The 16,498-nt window shown below is 68.0% G+C and carries 10 protein-coding genes; 3 read left to right on the top strand and 7 right to left on the bottom strand.

Annotated elements, in window-relative coordinates; translation table 11 throughout:
• Positions 1-24 precede the first annotated feature (24 nt).
• Positions 25-972 carry an ABC transporter substrate-binding protein gene (locus JWS13_RS11155; protein ID WP_206005599.1) on the top strand — a complete coding sequence of 316 codons (948 nt, stop codon included), beginning with the start codon at positions 25-27 and terminating at the stop codon, positions 970-972.
• Here JWS13_RS11155 and JWS13_RS11150 read toward each other — a convergent pair.
• The 3 genes from JWS13_RS11150 to JWS13_RS11140 are packed head-to-tail and all read right to left on the bottom strand — an operon-like array spanning position 931 to position 4,287.
• Complete coding sequence (locus JWS13_RS11150; protein ID WP_206005598.1) at positions 931-1,851, bottom strand: alpha/beta hydrolase; 921 nt, start codon at positions 1,849-1,851, stop codon at positions 931-933. The two genes, JWS13_RS11155 and JWS13_RS11150, sit on opposite strands and share 42 nt — an antisense overlap.
• A 7-nt stretch (positions 1,852-1,858) precedes the next feature.
• A complete protein-coding gene (locus JWS13_RS11145) occupies positions 1,859-2,689 on the bottom strand; it encodes an SDR family NAD(P)-dependent oxidoreductase (protein WP_206005597.1) in 831 nt (276 codons plus the stop codon).
• Positions 2,686-4,287: a flavin-containing monooxygenase gene (locus JWS13_RS11140; protein ID WP_206005596.1), complete on the bottom strand. Its 1,602-nt coding sequence runs from the start codon at positions 4,285-4,287 to the stop codon at positions 2,686-2,688. Before JWS13_RS11140 ends, JWS13_RS11145 begins: the two co-directional genes overlap by 4 nt.
• 70 nt (positions 4,288-4,357) lie before the next feature.
• Here JWS13_RS11140 and JWS13_RS11135 point away from each other — a divergent pair, with 70 nt between their 5' ends.
• Complete coding sequence (locus tag JWS13_RS11135; protein WP_206005595.1) at positions 4,358-4,996, top strand: TetR/AcrR family transcriptional regulator; 639 nt, start codon at positions 4,358-4,360, stop codon at positions 4,994-4,996.
• Between the two features lie 246 nt (positions 4,997-5,242).
• Here JWS13_RS11135 and JWS13_RS11130 read toward each other — a convergent pair whose 3' ends face one another.
• From JWS13_RS11130 to JWS13_RS11115, 4 genes are all read right to left on the bottom strand, one after another.
• Entirely contained in the window at positions 5,243-9,022 is a 3,780-nt protein-coding gene (locus tag JWS13_RS11130) for a multifunctional oxoglutarate decarboxylase/oxoglutarate dehydrogenase thiamine pyrophosphate-binding subunit/dihydrolipoyllysine-residue succinyltransferase subunit (protein WP_206005594.1), read from the bottom strand.
• Between the two features lie 111 nt (positions 9,023-9,133).
• The gene (locus JWS13_RS11125) at positions 9,134-12,985 is read right to left on the bottom strand and encodes an ABC transporter ATP-binding protein (RefSeq protein ID WP_420855046.1); all 3,852 of its coding nucleotides are present in this window, start codon (positions 12,983-12,985) and stop codon (positions 9,134-9,136) included.
• Positions 12,986-13,061: 76 nt separating this feature from the next.
• A complete protein-coding gene (locus JWS13_RS11120) occupies positions 13,062-13,841 on the bottom strand; it encodes an ABC transporter permease (protein ID WP_206005592.1) in 780 nt (259 codons plus the stop codon).
• Positions 13,838-14,986 (bottom strand): ABC transporter ATP-binding protein, encoded by a 1,149-nt coding sequence (locus JWS13_RS11115; protein ID WP_206005591.1) that lies wholly within the window; start codon positions 14,984-14,986, stop codon positions 13,838-13,840. The genes JWS13_RS11120 and JWS13_RS11115 overlap by 4 nt, the downstream gene beginning before the upstream one ends.
• Positions 14,987-15,112: 126 nt before the next feature.
• Between JWS13_RS11115 and gad the strand changes: the two genes are divergently transcribed.
• Complete coding sequence (gene gad / locus JWS13_RS11110) at positions 15,113-16,498, top strand: glutamate decarboxylase (RefSeq protein ID WP_206005590.1); 1,386 nt, start codon at positions 15,113-15,115, stop codon at positions 16,496-16,498.

Genomic DNA, 16,498 nt, shown 5'->3' with positions numbered 1-16,498 from the left:
CTCGAGGTAAACGAAAGGCGCGACGTGGCACACACACGCACAGACCAATCGGCCCGCCGCAGGCACCGCCCGGCGGCGTGGTCCCGCGCACTGACCGCCGCGTCCGCGCTGCTTCTCGTCGCGGGGCTGGCGTCGGGATGCGCTCGTGGCGACAGAACCCTCGACGGTGCCGCAGGGCAGGGGCCGGGCGAGATCGTGGTGGGTGCGGGCGACGGTGCGGAGAGCCGCATCCTCGCCGAAATCTATGCGGGTGCCCTGCGTTCGACGGGCGTGCCGGTCACCACCGACGGCGGCCTCGGTGACCGGACCGCCTATCTCGGGCAACTCGATGCCGGCAGCGTCACGCTGGTGCCGGAGTTCACGGGCCGGTTGCTGCGCTATTACGACCCCGGCTCGACGGAAACCGAGCAGGACGATGTGTTCGAGGCGTTGAGCAAGGCTCTGCCACAGGGGCTTTCGATCTCCGACTTCGCCGCCGCCGAGGACAGGTCGGCGCTGGCGGTGACTCCGCAGGCATCCGAACAGCTCGGTCTCACCACCCTCGACGACCTTGTTCCCGCGTGCGGAACGAGCGCGGCCGTCCTCGCCCCGGCCTTCGAGGCCGGCGCTCTCGCCGGCCTCACCGGGTGCGCGTTCGCGCAGACGCGGAGGGTGGCCGACGACGCCGCCGCGGTCGGTGAACTCGCCGTCCCGCCGCCGGCGGGCGGAACGGTGGTGGCCGGGGTGACCACGGCGTCGCCCGACGTCGCGGACGCGGATCTGGTTCTGCTGTCGGACGACGAACACGTGTTCACCGCGCAGAACGTGGTGCCGCTGTTCCGGATCGGGACTCTGAGCGAAGCCCAGCTGAAGGCGTTGAACGTGGTGGCGGGTGAACTGACGACCGCGGACCTGGCCGACATGATCGGCCAGGTCCGCGGCGGCGCCGATTCAGCCGACGTGGGGCGGGTGTGGCTGGACGCTCATCTGTGAACCCAGGAACGCCCCGAGTTCCGCGACCGCGTCCGCGGCCTCGCGGACCAGGGACGCCTGTAGATGGGCGACGTGCCACAGCCGGGCGTACTCGGTGAGAGTGACGTCCACGTTCGACTCGTTCAGCTTGTCGACGAACTCCATGATCTGCGGGTAGAGCACCTCGTCCACCCCGACGTGGATCAACGTCGGCGGCAGTCCCGCCAGATTTCCCTGCAACGGTGCGTAACCCGGATCCCGCGCGTCGCCGTTGCCCAGGTACTTCTCGGCGGCGTCGAACGACCACGCCGTGTTGACGACGAGATCCCGGTCCCGGGACGTGTCGCGCCTGCCGGGATCGACCCACGGGGAGATCAGCGCCAATGCCGCAGGGGTCACGCCGTGCCGGTCGATCAGGCGGCGTGCAGCGGCGACGGTCAGGCCACCGCCCGCCGAATCGCCTGCGACGGCGAGTTGTTCTGTCTCGTAACCATGTTCGGTGTTCAGCTCCATGTACGCGGCGACCGCGTCCTCGAGCCCCGCCGGGAACGGATGTTCCGGAGCCAGCCGGTAGTCGAGGGTATACACGACGCTGCCCGATTCCCGGGCGATGTGAGCGGCCAGCGATCGGTGGGTGGCGAGCGAACCGATCGTGTACGCACCGCCGTGCAGGTAGAGGACGGCGGCCCGGCGTTCGGTGGCCCCCACCGTGATCCGCTCCGCGCGCCGCCCGGCCAGAACGGTCGGGCGCACGACCGCACCGGCGGGCACCTGCTGCAACGGAGCGCCCACGTCGAGAAGGGTCCGCTGCACCGAGTACGGAAGCCGCGCGTTGAGGCTGAGGCGGTAGAACGGCCGGAGGGCCGTCGCGACGACCGGCAGCGGGAGGTGGAAACTCATCGGTACCTCAGTTCGACTTGGGGAGGACGCGTCCGGCGACGAAGGCGACCACCCGCTGGTAGCTCGGCCCGACGAGCCGCACCCAGGCGTCGAGGAACTTGGCGTCGGCGCCGATCAGCACGCGCGCCTTCCCCTTGCGGACGCCGGTCAGGATGGTCTCGGCCGCCGCCTCCGGGGTGGTGCGTGCCAGCTTCTGGTCGAAGAACTTCGCGAACGTGTCGAGGTCCTCGCCCGGTCCCGCGGTGGCGTTGCGGGCGATGGCCGTCTTGATGCCGCCGGGATGCACGCACGTCACCTTCACGGGGTGCTTGGCGATCAGCATCTCCTGGCGCAGCGACTCGGTGAAACCGCGCACCGCGAACTTCGCCGAGTTGTACGCGCTCTGGCCGGGCATGGACAGCAGGCCGAACAGGCTCGAGACGTTCACGACGTGGCCGTCGCCCGACGCGATGAGATGCGGCAGGAACGCCTTGGTGCCGTTGACGACTCCCCAGAAGTCCACGTCCATGATCTTCTCGATGTCCTTGAACTCGGACTTCTCGAACTCACCGTGGTAGGCGATGCCGGCGTTGTTGTACACCTGGTTGATCTTGCCGAAGTGGGCCCGCACCTCGTCGGCGTACGCGAGCACCGCCTCGCGCTGGGTGACGTCCAGGTGATCGGACTTGACCTCGGCGCCCAGCGCCTCCGCCTGGCGTGCGGTCTCGGCGAGTCCGACGGTGTCCATGTCCGAGATCGCCAGCCGGGCACCGCGGCGCGCCAGATCGAGGGCGAGCGCCCTGCCGATGCCGGAGCCGGCTCCGGTGATCACGACTACCTTGCCTGCGAACTCGCTCACTGTGCTGTCACCTTGTCGTCGTCGAGGTCGATCTGCGCCGGGATGGCGGCGGATCCGGGGGTCTTGCCGTTCACGTGTACGGGCGCAGGCAGATCGGCGGTGGCCACGCTGTCGTACGCGGTGAGGTCGAAGCGCCTGGTCTCGTTCCGGAACTGGAACGTGAAGCCCGGCCACAGGGTGGTGTTGTTGCCGTGCTTGTCGAGGTACCAGCTCGCGCACCCGCCGTTGTTCCAGACGCTGTGCGACAGCTTCTCCTGGAGGTCGGCGTTGTACCGGTCCTGGGCGTCCTGACGGACCTCGATCTTGCCGATCCCGTACTTGTCGATCGTCTGCAGCGCGTCGACGAGGTAGTTGAGCTGCGACTCGATCATGAAGACCATCGAGGTGTGGCCCAGACCCGTGTTCGGGCCGACCAGGAAGAACATGTTGGGGAAGTTCGCGATGGCGGCGCCCTTGTAGCCCTGCTGTCCGCCCTCGTCGAAGACCGCGGCGAGCGAGCGGCCGTCCTTGCCGAAGATGCCCTCGAACGTGGGGGAGTCGGTGACGTGGAAACCGGTGGCGACGACGATGGCGTCGACCTCGCGGACGGTGCCGTCCTTCGAGACCACCGAGTTGGCCGTGACCTCGGCGATGCCGTCGGTCACCAGGTCGACGTTGTCCTGCGCGAGGGTGGGGTAGTAGTTGTTCGAGATGAGCATGCGCTTGCAGCCGATCTGGAAGTTCGGCGTCACCTTCTTGCGCAGATCCTTGTCCTTGATCTGACGGCGCAGGTGGCGCTCGGCCGCGAACTGCAGCGGCTTCATGAAGACGGGGGCCTTCGCGAGTCCGACGACCTGGCTCTCACGCATCCAGTAGATGCCGGTGCGGCACAGCTTCTGGAAACCGGGCAGGTATTTGAACGCGGTGTGCTCGAGCGTCGTGTACTCGCGGTCCGCCCGGGGCAGGATCCACGGCGCCGTGCGCTGGTACACGTCGAGGTGCGACACCTTCTTGCCGATGGCGGGCACGATCTGGATGGCCGAGGCGCCGGTGCCGATGACGGCGACGCGCTTACCGGTCAGGTCGGCGTCGTGGTTCCAGCGGGCGGAGTGGAAGATCTCGCCCTCGAAGCCTTCGATGCCCTTGATGTCGGGGAGCGACGGCTCGCACAGTGCGCCGACCGCGGAGACGACCACCCTCGCGACGAAATTCCCCTTGGTGGTGCTGACCTCCCAGCGGGTGGTCGACTCGTTCCAATGGGCGGACCGCACGTCACAGCCGAAGAGGTGCTTGTCGCGCACCTTGTACTTGTCCGCCACCGACTGGATGTACTTCTGGATCTCGGGCTGCGTCGAGAACGACCGGGTCCACTCCGGGTTCAGCGCGAACGAGTAGGAGTACAGGTGCGAGGGCACGTCGCACGCCGCACCGGGGTAGGTGTTGTCCCGCCAGGTACCACCGACCTCGTTGCCGCGTTCGAGGACGAGGAAGTCGGTCTTGCCTGCCTGGGTCAGCTTGATCGCCGCGCCGAGGCCGGCGAACCCGCTGCCGATGATCAGTGTGTCGACGTGGCGGACACCTGCGGTGGGGGCGTAAGTATCTGTGACGGGGAGACTCATGTAAGAAACCATAGGGCGCTATTGAGGGGTAGTCAATAGCCTATTGACCTTCATTCAGTAGTCTTGTCTCATGGACGTTGTGAAGCGGACCCGTCTCAGCCCCGAACAACGGCGCGCGCAACTGATCGACCTCGGCGCGAAGATGCTGGCGCAGCGCCCGCTCGAGCAGATCTCCGTCGAGGACATCGCAGATCAGGCCGGTGTCTCCCGCGGCCTGCTGTTCCACTACTTCGCGTCGAAGCACGACTTCCATCTCGAGATCGTCCGGCACACCAGCAGCGAGATGCTCGCCCGCACCGCCCCCGACCCGTACGTCGAGGAAGCACGCGATCCGATGCAGATCCTGCGTTCGGTGCTCGCGTCGTACGTCGACTACGTCACCGAGAACCGGGGCACATACGTCTCGCTCCTGCGGGGAACGGCGAGCGGGGACCCGGACATGCGGGCCGTCTTCGAGCAGACCCGCGCCGTGATGTCCGAACGGACCCTCGAACAACTGCCCGCGATCGGCATCGAGCCCACCCGCGCGGTCGACCTCGCCGTCCGGGGCTGGATCGCCTACGTCGAGGAAGTCACGATCACCTGGCTGCGCGACCCGCACCTGACCCGCGACGAACTGATCGAACTCAACGTCCAGGCCCTGCCCGCGCTGGCCATCGCCGCCGCACCCGAAATCGCCGCCGCACTCGTGTCGGCCACCACGACCTGACACCGTCAATACCCCGACGCCGAAGCGCACGCACTCCTTCTCGGTAGCCGCCCCCGTTTTCGGGCGCGAAAAGTCGAGCGTGTGCAGAGAAGGGGTGCGTCTGTCCGTGTAGTGGGCGGGACCGGGCTACGGGTCCAGATACCACAAAGCCGGGCCGAATCCACTCCGCGGAGTGAACTCGACCCGGCTCGATGGCAGATCAGTCAATCAGCTCTTCAGCCGAAGGCTTCAGCCGTTGCACGCTCTTCAGCCGAAGGCTTCATCGATGATCTCTTGCTGTTCCACAGCGTGCACCTTGCTCGAACCCGAGGACGGTGCCGACATCGAACGACGCGAGATGCGCTTGATTCCGGACAGCTTGTCGGGCAGCAACTCGGGCAGAGCGAGACCGAAGAACGGCCATGCACCCTGGTTCGCCGGCTCCTCCTGAACCCACCGGAACTCGGTGGCGTTCGGGTAGCGGTCCAGCGTCTCGCGGAGACGACGGCTCGGAACCGGGTACAGCTGCTCGATGCGGACGATCGCGATGTCCTCGCGGTTGTCCTTCTGCTTCTTCGCCAGGAGCTCCCAGTACAGCTTGCCGCTGACGAGGAGGACACGGCGAACCTTGTCGCGTTCGGCGTCGCCCGTCTCGTACGTCGGCTCCTCGAACACCGAGCGGAACTTGCCGGTGGTGAAGTCCTCGACGTCGGAGACCGCGGCCTTGTTGCGCAGCATCGACTTCGGTGTGAAGACGACCAGCGGGCGGCGGATTCCGTCGAGCGAGTGACGACGCAGCAGGTGGAAGTAGCTGGCCGGGGTGGACGGCACGGCCACGGTCATCGAACCCTCGGCGCACAACTGCAGGAAGCGCTCGATACGACCGGACGTGTGGTCGGGACCCTGACCCTCGTGGCCGTGCGGCAGCAGCAGCACGACGTCGGACAGCTGGCCCCACTTGGCCTCACCGGACGAGATGAACTCGTCGATGATCGACTGCGCACCGTTGACGAAGTCACCGAACTGCGCCTCCCACAGCACGAGCGCGTCCGGGTTGCCCACGGAGTAGCCGTACTCGAAGCCGACGGCGGCGAACTCGCTGAGCGCGGAGTCGTAGACCAGGAACTTGCCGGGGTTCTCGCTACCGAGGTTCTGCAGCGGGATGTACTCGGAGCCCGTCTTGCGGTCGATGAGGACCGAGTGACGCTGCGTGAACGTGCCGCGCTTCGAGTCCTGGCCGGACAGGCGAACCATCTTGCCCTGGTCGACCAGCGAACCGAACGCGAGCAGCTCGGCGAAGGCCCAGTCGATCTTGCCCTCGCGGGACATCTCGCGGCGCTTGTCGATGACCGGCTTGACGCGCGGGTGCACGGTGAAGCCCTCGGGAACGTTGACGAACGCGTCGCCGATCCGCTCGAGCACCGACTCGTCGACCGACGTCTTCAGCTTCGTGGGCAGCACCTGGTCGAGCTCGACCGACTCACTGGGCTCCGGCGTGTACTTCTCGAGTTCGCGAACCTCGTTGAACACCCGCTCCAGCTGGCCCTGGTAGTCGCGCAGGGCGTCTTCGGCTTCCTTCAGCGAGATGTCGCCGCGGCCGATCAGGGATTCGGTGTAGCTCTTGCGCACGCTGCGCTTGGTGTCGATCACGTCGTACATCGCCGGCTGCGTCATCGACGGGTCGTCGCCCTCGTTGTGACCGCGACGGCGGTAGCAGATCATGTCGATGACGACGTCCTTCTGGAACTTCTCCCGGAAGTCGACAGCGAGCTGGGCGACCCAGACACAGGCCTCGGGGTCGTCGCCGTTCACGTGGAAGATCGGCGCGCCGATCATCTTCGCGACGTCGGTGCAGTACTCCGACGAACGGGAGTGCTCCGGGGCGGTGGTGAAACCGACCTGGTTGTTGACCACGATGTGCACGGTGCCGCCGGTGCGGTATCCGCGCAGCAGCGCCAGGTTCAACGTCTCGGCCACGACACCCTGACCGGCGAACGCGGCGTCGCCGTGCAGCATCAGCGGCAGGACGGTGAAGCCGTCCTCACCCTTGTCGAGGATGTCCTGCTTCGCGCGGACCAGGCCCTCGAGGACCGGGTCGACAGCCTCGAGGTGCGACGGGTTGGCCGTCAGCGACACGGTGATGTCGTTGTCGCCGAACATCTGGATGTACGTGCCCTCGGCGCCGAGGTGGTACTTCACGTCGCCGGAGCCGTGAGCGGCCGCCGGGTTCATGTTGCCCTCGAACTCCGTGAAGATCTTCGAGTACGGCTTGCCGACGATGTTCGCGAGAACGTTGAGGCGACCGCGGTGCGGCATGCCGATGACGACCTCGTCGAGCTGGTGCTCGGCGGCCTGGTCGATGACGGCGTCCATCATCGGGATGACGGACTCGGCGCCCTCGAGCGAGAAGCGCTTCTGGCCGACGTACTTGGTCTGCAGGAACGTCTCGAACGCCTCGGCGGCGTTGAGCTTGCTCAGGATGTACTTCTGCTGAGCGACCGTGGGCTTGACGTGGTGCGCCTCGACCCGGTCCTGCAGCCACTGCTGCTGCTCCGGCTCCAGGATGTGCGTGTACTCGACACCGACGTGGCGGCAGTACGCGTCGCGCAGCACGCTGAGCACGTCGCGCAGCTTCATCTTCTCCTGGGCGTGGAATCCGCCGACCTTGAACTCGCGGTCGAGGTCCCACAGCGTCAGGTCGTGCGTCGTGACGTCCAGGTCGGGGTGGCTCTTGAACTTGTCCTTGACGAACTGCAACGGGTCCGTGTCGGCCATCAGGTGGCCGCGGTTGCGGTACGCCGCGATCAGTTCGAGGACGCGGGTGTTCTTGTCGACCGCGCCTTCGGAGACGTCCTGGCGCCAGCGGACCGGCTCGTACGGAATGTGCAGCGAGTGGAAGATCTCGTCGTAGAACTCGTCGCTGATCAGCAGCTTGTGGATGGTCCGAAGGAAGTCGCCGGACTCCGCGCCCTGGATGATGCGGTGGTCGTACGTCGAGGTCAGCGTCATGAGCTTGCCGACGCCCATCTCGGCGATCTTCTCGTCGCTCGAACCCTGGAACTCCGCCGGGTACTCCATGGCGCCGGCACCGATGATGGCGCCCTGGCCGTTCATCAGGCGCGGCACGGAGTGCACGGTGCCGATGCCGCCGGGGTTGGTGAGCGAGATCGTGACACCCGAGAAGTCCTCGGCGGTGAGCTTGCCGTCACGCGCGCGCCGGACGATGTCCTCGTAGGCGCTGTAGAACTGCGTGAAGTTGTGGGTGTCGGTGTTCTTGATCGCGGCGACGACGAGGGATCGGTTGCCGTCCTTGCCCGGCAGGTCGATGGCCAGGCCGAGGTTGGTGTGTGCGGGGGTGACCGCGTTGGGCTTGCCGTCGATCTCGGCGAAGTGCCGGTTCATGTTCGGGAACGCCTTGACCGCCTGCACGATCGCGTAACCCAGCAGGTGCGTGAACGAGATCTTGCCGCCGCGGGTACGGGCGAGGTGGTTGTTGATGACGATCCGGTTGTCGAACATCAGCTTCGCAGGGATGGCGCGAACACTGGTGGCGGTCGGAATGGCCAGCGAGGCCGACATGTTCTTCGCGACGGCAGCAGCTGCGCCGCGGAGAACCTTCGACTCGTCGGCGGCAGGCGCGGGGGCAGACGCCTTCGCGTCCTTCGCCGGGGCGTCCTTTGCGGGTGCGGCCTTCTTGGGGGCCTCGGTCTTCGGGGCGGCAGCCTTCGGAGCTGCACCGTTGGGTGCAGTCTTGGCTGCGGCACCGTTGGCCGGCTTGGTCTGAGGCTGGGGTGCGGTCGCGGACTCGGAAACAGGGGGAGTCGAAGCCTTGGCGGAGGGAGCGGCAGCAGGTGCGGCGGTGGTGGTGCCGTTCGTGCCGTGTCCGTTGGCTGCGCCTGCCTTGGCGGCGGCTGCGTCGGGAGAATAATCCGTCAGGAATTCGTGCCAACTCGCGTCCACGGACGACGGATCGTCCTGGAAGCGCTGGTACATTTCGTCAACCAGCCACTGGTTCTGTCCGAACTGGGATGTAGAGCTGCTGCTCACGGCAGGTGTTCGCCTCGTTTCTATTTCGGTACCCGATCAGAGCGCCTATATACATGAGACTAGCCCTCGCGTGTGACGTGTAGATCGCCAGGCCTGCACGTGTGAGCTGTCTCACGGCCAACCGATGGGGTCACCATCGATGACGGTTCTCGCCCCGCGATTATTCCCCGCCCCGGTCTCCGCCGCATCCCACAGTCCCGAATAGTGGCCACCGGCATAGCGGAGGGTGGCGTGCGATCCCGTCTCCACCACCCGCCCCTTGTCGATGACGAGGATCACATCTGCGCGGGCCGCGGTGGCAAGCCGGTGGGCCACCACCACCGACGTGCGGGTGCGTGTCACACGGCTGCTCGCCTCGAGAACTACCTGCTCGGTGGCCGGATCGAGCGTCGCGGTCGCTTCGTCGAGCAGCAGCAGATCGGGGTCGACCAGCTCGGCCCGGGCGAGCGCGATCAGCTGGCGCTGGCCCGCCGACAGGCCCTGCCCGCGCTCGCCGATGGGGTGATGCATCCCACCCCGCAGTTCGGCGATCGTGCCCAGTGCTCCGACCGCGCGGGCCGCGTCCTCGATCTCCGCGCGGCTCGCATCCGGGCGGCCGTACGCGATGTTGGTGGCGACGGTCCCGGTGAACAGGTGGGCTTCCTGGGGGACGACGCCGAGCCGTCCGCGGTACTCGCCGAGTGGGTACCGGCGGAGGTCCACATCGTCGACGAGCACCGCCCCCGACGTCGGGTCGTAGAAGCGGGCGAGCAGTTTCACGATGGTCGACTTGCCCGCACCGGTCCGGCCGACGAGAGCGACGGTGGTGCCTGCCGGGATGTGCAGGTCGATGTCGGTGAGGGCGTCGCTGTCCGCGCCCTGATAGCGGAACCCGACGTCACGCAGGCACAGCTCTCCGCGCAGATGACCGTCGATCGGCTGGAGATCGTCACGCGAGGTCGCGCGCTCGATGGAACTGGGTGTGCGGAGCAGGTCCCCGATCCGGAGCAGGCCCACACTGGCCTGCTGATACCCGTCGAACACCTGCGACAGCTGCTGGATGGGCCCGAACAGCAGCCCGAGGTACAGCACGAAGGCGACGAGCGTCCCGGTGGTCGTGTCGCCGCCCGCGACCTGGTGTGCACCGACGAACACCACGGCGGCCAGGGCGAGGTCCGAGAGGAACGCGATGAACGGGAAGTACAGCGAGATCGCCCGCTGAGACCGCATCCGGCTGCGCCGGTAGCTGTCGGCCCGCTCCGCGAACCGGCGGGCGGCGAACTCTTCGCGGCGGTAGGCCTGGGCGGCGCGGAGCCCGGCGACGTTCTCTTGGAAGTCGGCGTTGACGAGGGAGATCCGCTCCCGCGAGACCGTGTACGCCACCGAGGAGATCCGGCGGAAGATCAGCGTCGCGACGAGGAGCGGCGGGATGACGGCGAGCGCCACCAGGGCGAGCGTGACGTTGGTGACGGCGAGGGCGACGGAGATGCCGAGGACGGTCAGCACGCTCACCACGGCGGTGGACAACCCGGTCTGGATGAACGAGGACAACGCATCGACGTCGGTGGTCATCCGCGTCATGATGCGGCCGGACAGTTCGCGCTCGTAGTAGTCGAGCCCGAGCCGCTGCAGGTGGGCGTAGCTGCGCACCCGCAACCCGAACAGCACCCGTTCGCCCGCTCGCGCGGTGAGCACCGTCATCAGGGCGACGACGAGCCAGCCGGCGACGACGAGGGCGACACCCACCCCCGCGGCGGTCCAGAGCGTCGCGGCGTCCTGCGGGACGACACCGTGGTCGATCGCGAACCGGACGATGGACGGGAACGCGATCCCCGCCAGCGCGTCGAGCGCGAGGCAGACGACGACGGCCACGAGGAGACCGCGGACGGGCCGCAGGATCCGCGACAGCCGGAAGTCGGGTTCGGGGAGCCGCAGGTTCCGGGTCTCGATGCCCGGGCTCTCGACGGCCGGCGGCAGCGCATTGACGGCGTCCCGGAGTTCCGGGGTTGCGGCCACGCTGCCCAGCGCTCCCGCCATCGGTCCGCCGCCTGCCCGGCCGCCGGGTCCCGCGCCGGGGGCCGGGGTGCGGCCGGACGAGGCGGTGGCGACGGGTCCGTCCCATTCCTCGGCGTCCTCGGGCCACAACTCGGACTCGGACGGGATGCGCCGATACGGCATCGGGTCGCTCGGTGCGGGGACGCTGACGTCGATGGGGCCCGCGCTGTCGGGGGAGGTGAACAGCGCGCGGAACAGCGGACACCGTTCGTCGAGTTCGGAGACGGTGCCGGAATCGACGATCCGTCCGCCGTCGAGGACGGCGACGCGGTCCGCGAGCGACAGCGTCGAGCGGCGATGCGCCAGTATCAGCGCGGTCCGGCCGCGGTTGGCCCGCAGTGCCTCGAAGATCGACGCCTCGGTGGTGGCGTCGACGGCGGACGTGGCGTCGTCGAGGATCAGCACTCGCGGGTCGGTGAGGAGTGCGCGTGCCAGCGCGATCCGCTGTCGCTGTCCGCCCGACAGCGTGAGACCGCGTTCGCCGACCACGGTGTCGTAGCCCTCCGGCAACGCGGAGACGAACTCGTCGGCGGCGGCCATGGCGGCGGCGGCGCGGATCTCCTCGGCGCTGGCGTCCGGCCTGCCGAGTGCGATGTTGGCCGCGATGGTGTCGGAGAAGAGGAACGGTTCGTCGAACACGAGGCCGACCGCTTCACGCAACTGCTCGGCGCTCAGGGTGGACACGTCGAACGATTCGCCGCCGGACGTGAGGGACACCGAACCCGACGACGGCGCATAGAAGCGGGGGAGCAGCAGCGACAGCGCGGTCTTACCGGAGCCGGCCATGCCGACCACCGCGACCGTCTCGCCGGGTGCGATCCGCAGGTCGAGTCCGCGGTGGACGTGGCGCTCCGATTCGAACCCGAACGTCACCGAGCGCAGATCCACACCGAGCGGTCCGCCGGGCAGCGCGGTGGGGTGCGATGGGTCCGCGACCTCCGGTTCGGTGTCGATCACCTCGTACACGCGCTCGACGGCGGCCCTGGACAGCTGGGCCATGATCACCACCGACGACAGGGTGCGGGTGACGCCGGTCATCGTCGCGACGTACGTCGCGAAGGCGAGGAACGTGCCGATCGTGATGGTCCCGTGCAGGGCGAGGTAGCCGCCGATCGCGATGACGCCGACGAGGCCGAGTTGGGGCAGTGCCGCCATGGTCGGGGCGAAGCGCGCGTTGATCCGGGCGGCGCGCAGGCGTTCGGAGTACAGCGCCCGGCTGTGGTCCTCGAGTTGGTCGACGGCCCGGCGTTCCTGGCCGAAGCCCTTCACCACGCGGACACCGGTGACGGTCTCCTCGACGTGCTGCGCGAGGTCGGCCGCCCGCTGCTGCGCGGACCAGGTGGCGGCGAACAGCTTCGGCCGCATCGTGTAGACGACGAGGCAGACCGCGGGAACAATCACCAGCGCGACGACGGTCAGCAGCGGCGACAGCCACGCCATGATCGCGAGGGCGAGGACGAACTGGAGCAGCGCGCCCGCCGACAGCGGGACCATCGCGAGCAGTCCCTGCACCAACTGGAGGTCGGTGATGGACCGGGACACCACCTGGCCGGTGCGGATCTGATCCTGCCCCCGCCCGTCGAGCCGTTGCAGCGCGCCCAGCAGGCCCAGCCGCAGGTCGTGCTGGACGTCCAGGGACAACTTGCCCGCGAGCATCCGGCGGCCGAACTGGCAGCCGAACCGCACGCACGCGAGCAGTGCGATGAGCAGCGCCGCGGTGCCGATCACCTCGGTGGCGCGACCCGAGCCGGCGGCGTCGACCGCGTACTTGGTGAGGAGGGGGAACGAGATGTCGATGCCGGCGGCGATCACCGTCACGGTCAGCGCGCCGAGCGCGACGCGGCGGTGTGCCCAGCACTCACCGCTCAGCCGTCGAATCCAGCCCGGCCGTGTCTGATCCCGCTCCAGCGTCTGTTCTCGTTCGATCACCGAACCGGACGCACTCTCACTTACCACTGGGTCCACGTTAGCGCCGGGCACCGACAGGGCCGGTATCGGCGCGGCGTCAGGTGATGTCGCGCTGCCGGGTGAGCGCCCAGCCGCCCGCGACGACGACCGCGGTCCACACGAGCAGGGCGAGGGGCGCGGTAGGCCAGAGCGTCAGCCAGTCGATCTCGTTGCCTGCGGCCGCGTTGGCGACCGTCCCGAGCGTGGCGGACACGGGGAGGATGCTGCCGACGGAGCCGATGCCGATTCCGCTGAGGATCGAGCGGAGGATCATCTCGCCGAGGGTGTACCAGACGACGAGGGCGATGCAGCTTCCGACGGACGAGCCCGTCAGCATCGACACGCCGCCGCCGATGAGCGCCCACAGCGTCGCGCAGATCAGGGCGGCGCCGAGCATGGCGAACAGCGATCCGCGCAGTTCGAACGTGTCACCGCCGAACGTCAGCAGCAGGGCGACGCTGACCACCTCCACCACGAGGCAGTAGAAGAAGCCGAACGCCGCGGTGACGGCGAGCTTGGCACCGATCACCCCGTCCCGGCCGCGGGCGGTGAGGAACGTGGTGGTGAGCGTCTTGTACCGGAATTCCGTACCCACGTTGACCGCCCCGAAGAGCGCGGCGAACAGGACGACGAGGGCGACGGCGACGGCCAGCCCGAACAGGGTGGCGGCGAGGTTGGCCTCGTTCGGATCGGCCTCGAACGCGTCGGTGAACGCGCGCATCACCGGAAGCGTGATCGCGCTCGAGAACATCCCGACGATCAGCGGTGCCAGACCCAGCATCCACCAGAAACGCAGTGTGGTGACCTTGCGGAATTCCGCGGTGAGCAGCGTTGTCATCGCGGACCTCCGGACATCGGACCCTGCTGGGGGTGTGCGGGTGGTGGGCCGTAGCCCGGTTGCGAGGCATATCCCGGTTGCGGGGCGTAGCCGGGCGGCGGACCGTAGCCGGGTTGCGGGGCATATCCCGGTTGCGGGGCGTAGCCGGGCGGTGCGTACCCGGGCTGGGGAGCGTACGTCGGCGGCGGGCCGTACCCCGAGGGCGCGGCGGGGCTCGCCCCGGCCACGTACTGGCCGGCGGTCATCGACAGGAAGAGCTGCTCGAGGTCGATGTGATCGCCGACGGCCCCGAAGATCGTCACCCCGGCTCCCGCGGCGACGGACTCGACGAGTTCGAGGGACGCACCGACGACGGCGAGGCGCCCGTCGGCCAGCGAGCGGGCGTCGACGATGCCCTTCGCGGCCAGTGCGGTCGCCAGCGCGGCCGGGCTCGACGACGCGATCAGCAGCCGGCTCTGCTGCGACTTGCGCAACTCCTCCATGCGTCCCTGATAGACGAGGGAGCCGCGGCTGACGATCACCAGATTGTCGACGGTCTGCTCCACCTCGCGGAGGATGTGGCTCGAGATCAGCACGGTGCGACCGGATGCGGCGAAGCCCTTCAGGAACTCGCGCAGCCAGGCGATGCCCTCGGGGTCGAGTCCGTTGGCGGGTTCGTCGAGGATCAGGATCCGCGGATCACCGAGCAGCGCCGTCGCCAGCGACAGCCGCTGGCGCATGCCGAGGGAGAAACCCCCGGCCTTGCGCCCCGCGACGTCTTCGAGTCCGACGAGTGCGAGCACCTGGCGTGCGCGGGCGTCAGGGACGCGGATCGCGGACGCGTACACCTTCAGGTGGTCGAGTGCGGTCCGGTTGGGGTGCAGGCTCTGCGAGTCGAGGACGGCGCCGACCGTGCGCGCGGGGTCGACGAGCGATCGGATCGGGACCCCGGCGACCGTGGAGGTGCCGGACGTCGGCTTCACGAGACCGAGGATCATCCGCAGTGTCGTGGTCTTGCCCGAGCCGTTGGGCCCGAGGAATCCGGTGATCGATCCCTGCGGCACGGTGAAGGAGAGGTCCGTGACCGCGTCGACGTTCTTGAAGCGCTTCGACAGCCCCCGCACCTCGATGGGCGCCGCGAAACTTCCCGGGATTGCTGTGGTCAACCCGTCCTCCCCTGCCACAATCGAATGGAACTGTTTCGACCCTACTGGGCTGCCGTGCCGAGATTCACCAACTGACGTACAGGCGTCGCGACGGCGCTTGCTGAAACCAATCGATTGGGGACGCACATGAGCAAGCACCATCATCATCACCATCGCGACGTCATTTCTCCCGCGTACACCGGGCGCCTGTCGATCGACCCGTTTCCGGCGTTGCGGTTGCCGGACGACGAGACCGATCCCGAGGCCACGTACCGGTTCATCCACGACGAGTTGATGCTCGACGGCAGTTCCCGGTTGAACCTGGCCACGTTCGTCACCACGTGGATGGATCCCGAGGCCGACAAGTTGATGGCCGAGACGTTCGACAAGAACATGATCGACAAGGACGAGTACCCCGCGACGGCGGCGATCGAGTCCCGTTGCGTGTCGATGGTGGCCGATCTGTTCCATGCCCCCGACCTGTCGACCACCGACCCGGCCAGCGCCACCGGCGTCTCGACGATCGGTTCCAGTGAGGCGGTGATGCTCGGTGGTCTCGCGCTCAAGTGGCGGTGGCGGGCGAAGCAGGAGGCGGCCGGGAAGGACACGGCCCGGCCGAATCTGGTGCTCGGCAGCAACGTCCAGGTGGTGTGGGAGAAGTTCTGCCGGTACTTCGACGTCGAGCCCAAGTACCTGCCGATGGAGAAGGGCCGTTACGTCATCACGCCGGAGCAGGTGCGGGACGCGGTCGACGAGAACACCATCGGTGCGATCGTGATCGTGGGCACCACCTATACCGGGGAACTCGAGCCGGTGGCCGAGATCGCGGCAGCTCTCGACGCGCTCGCCGCGTCCGGCGGCCCGGACGTCCCGATCCACGTGGACGCGGCGAGCGGTGGCTTCGTCGTCCCCTTCCTGCAACCGGAGTTGTTGTGGGACTTCCGGGTTCCGCGCGTCGCGTCGATCAATGTGAGTGGTCACAAGTACGGGTTGACGTATCCGGGGATCGGGTTCGTGGTGTGGCGTGAGCGTGAGTACCTGCCCGAGGGGCTGGTGTTCCGGGTCAACTACCTGGGCGGCGACATGCCGACGTTCACCCTCAACTTCTCGCGGCCCGGCAATCAGGTGGTGGGCCAGTACTACAACTTCCTGCGGCTCGGCCGGGCCGGCTACCGGTCGATCATGGAGACGCTGCGCGACACCGCGGTCCGCGTCGGCAAACGCATCGCGGAGCTCGAATACTTCAGCCTGATCACGGATGGGACCGACATCCCGGTGCTGGCGTTCGAGTTGGTCGGCGATCCCGGGTTCACGGTCTTCGACGTGTCACACGAGATGCGGGCGCGGGGGTGGCAGGTCCCCGCGTACACGATGCCCGCCGACGCGGAGGACGTGGCGGTTCTGCGCATCGTCGTGCGCGAGGGCTTCAGCGCCGACTTGGGGACGCTCGTCGCCGAGGCGATCGAGGAAGTGTGCGCCGAACTCGCCGAGAAGGGCGGCGGGCATTCGACGGAACAGCACTTCGCCCACTAG

This window comes from Rhodococcus pseudokoreensis (assembly GCF_017068395.1).
GTDB classification, from domain to species: Bacteria; Actinomycetota; Actinomycetes; order Mycobacteriales; family Mycobacteriaceae; genus Rhodococcus_F; species Rhodococcus_F pseudokoreensis.
The sequence above is the reverse complement of the archived record's forward strand: the minus strand, read 5'-3'. Positions and strand labels throughout refer to the sequence as shown.

What these genes read in the sequence shown, in the direction of transcription:
- gad (WP_206005590.1), top strand. Translation starts at nt 15,113, where the DNA reads ATGAGCAAGCACCATCATCATCACCATCGCGACGTCATTTCTCCCGCG.
- JWS13_RS11140 (WP_206005596.1), bottom strand. Translation starts at nt 4,287, where the DNA reads ATGAGTCTCCCCGTCACAGATACTTACGCCCCCACCGCAGGTGTCCGC.
- JWS13_RS11150 (WP_206005598.1), bottom strand. Translation starts at nt 1,851, where the DNA reads ATGAGTTTCCACCTCCCGCTGCCGGTCGTCGCGACGGCCCTCCGGCCG.
- JWS13_RS11120 (WP_206005592.1), bottom strand. Translation starts at nt 13,841, where the DNA reads ATGACAACGCTGCTCACCGCGGAATTCCGCAAGGTCACCACACTGCGT.
- JWS13_RS11135 (WP_206005595.1), top strand. Translation starts at nt 4,358, where the DNA reads ATGGACGTTGTGAAGCGGACCCGTCTCAGCCCCGAACAACGGCGCGCG.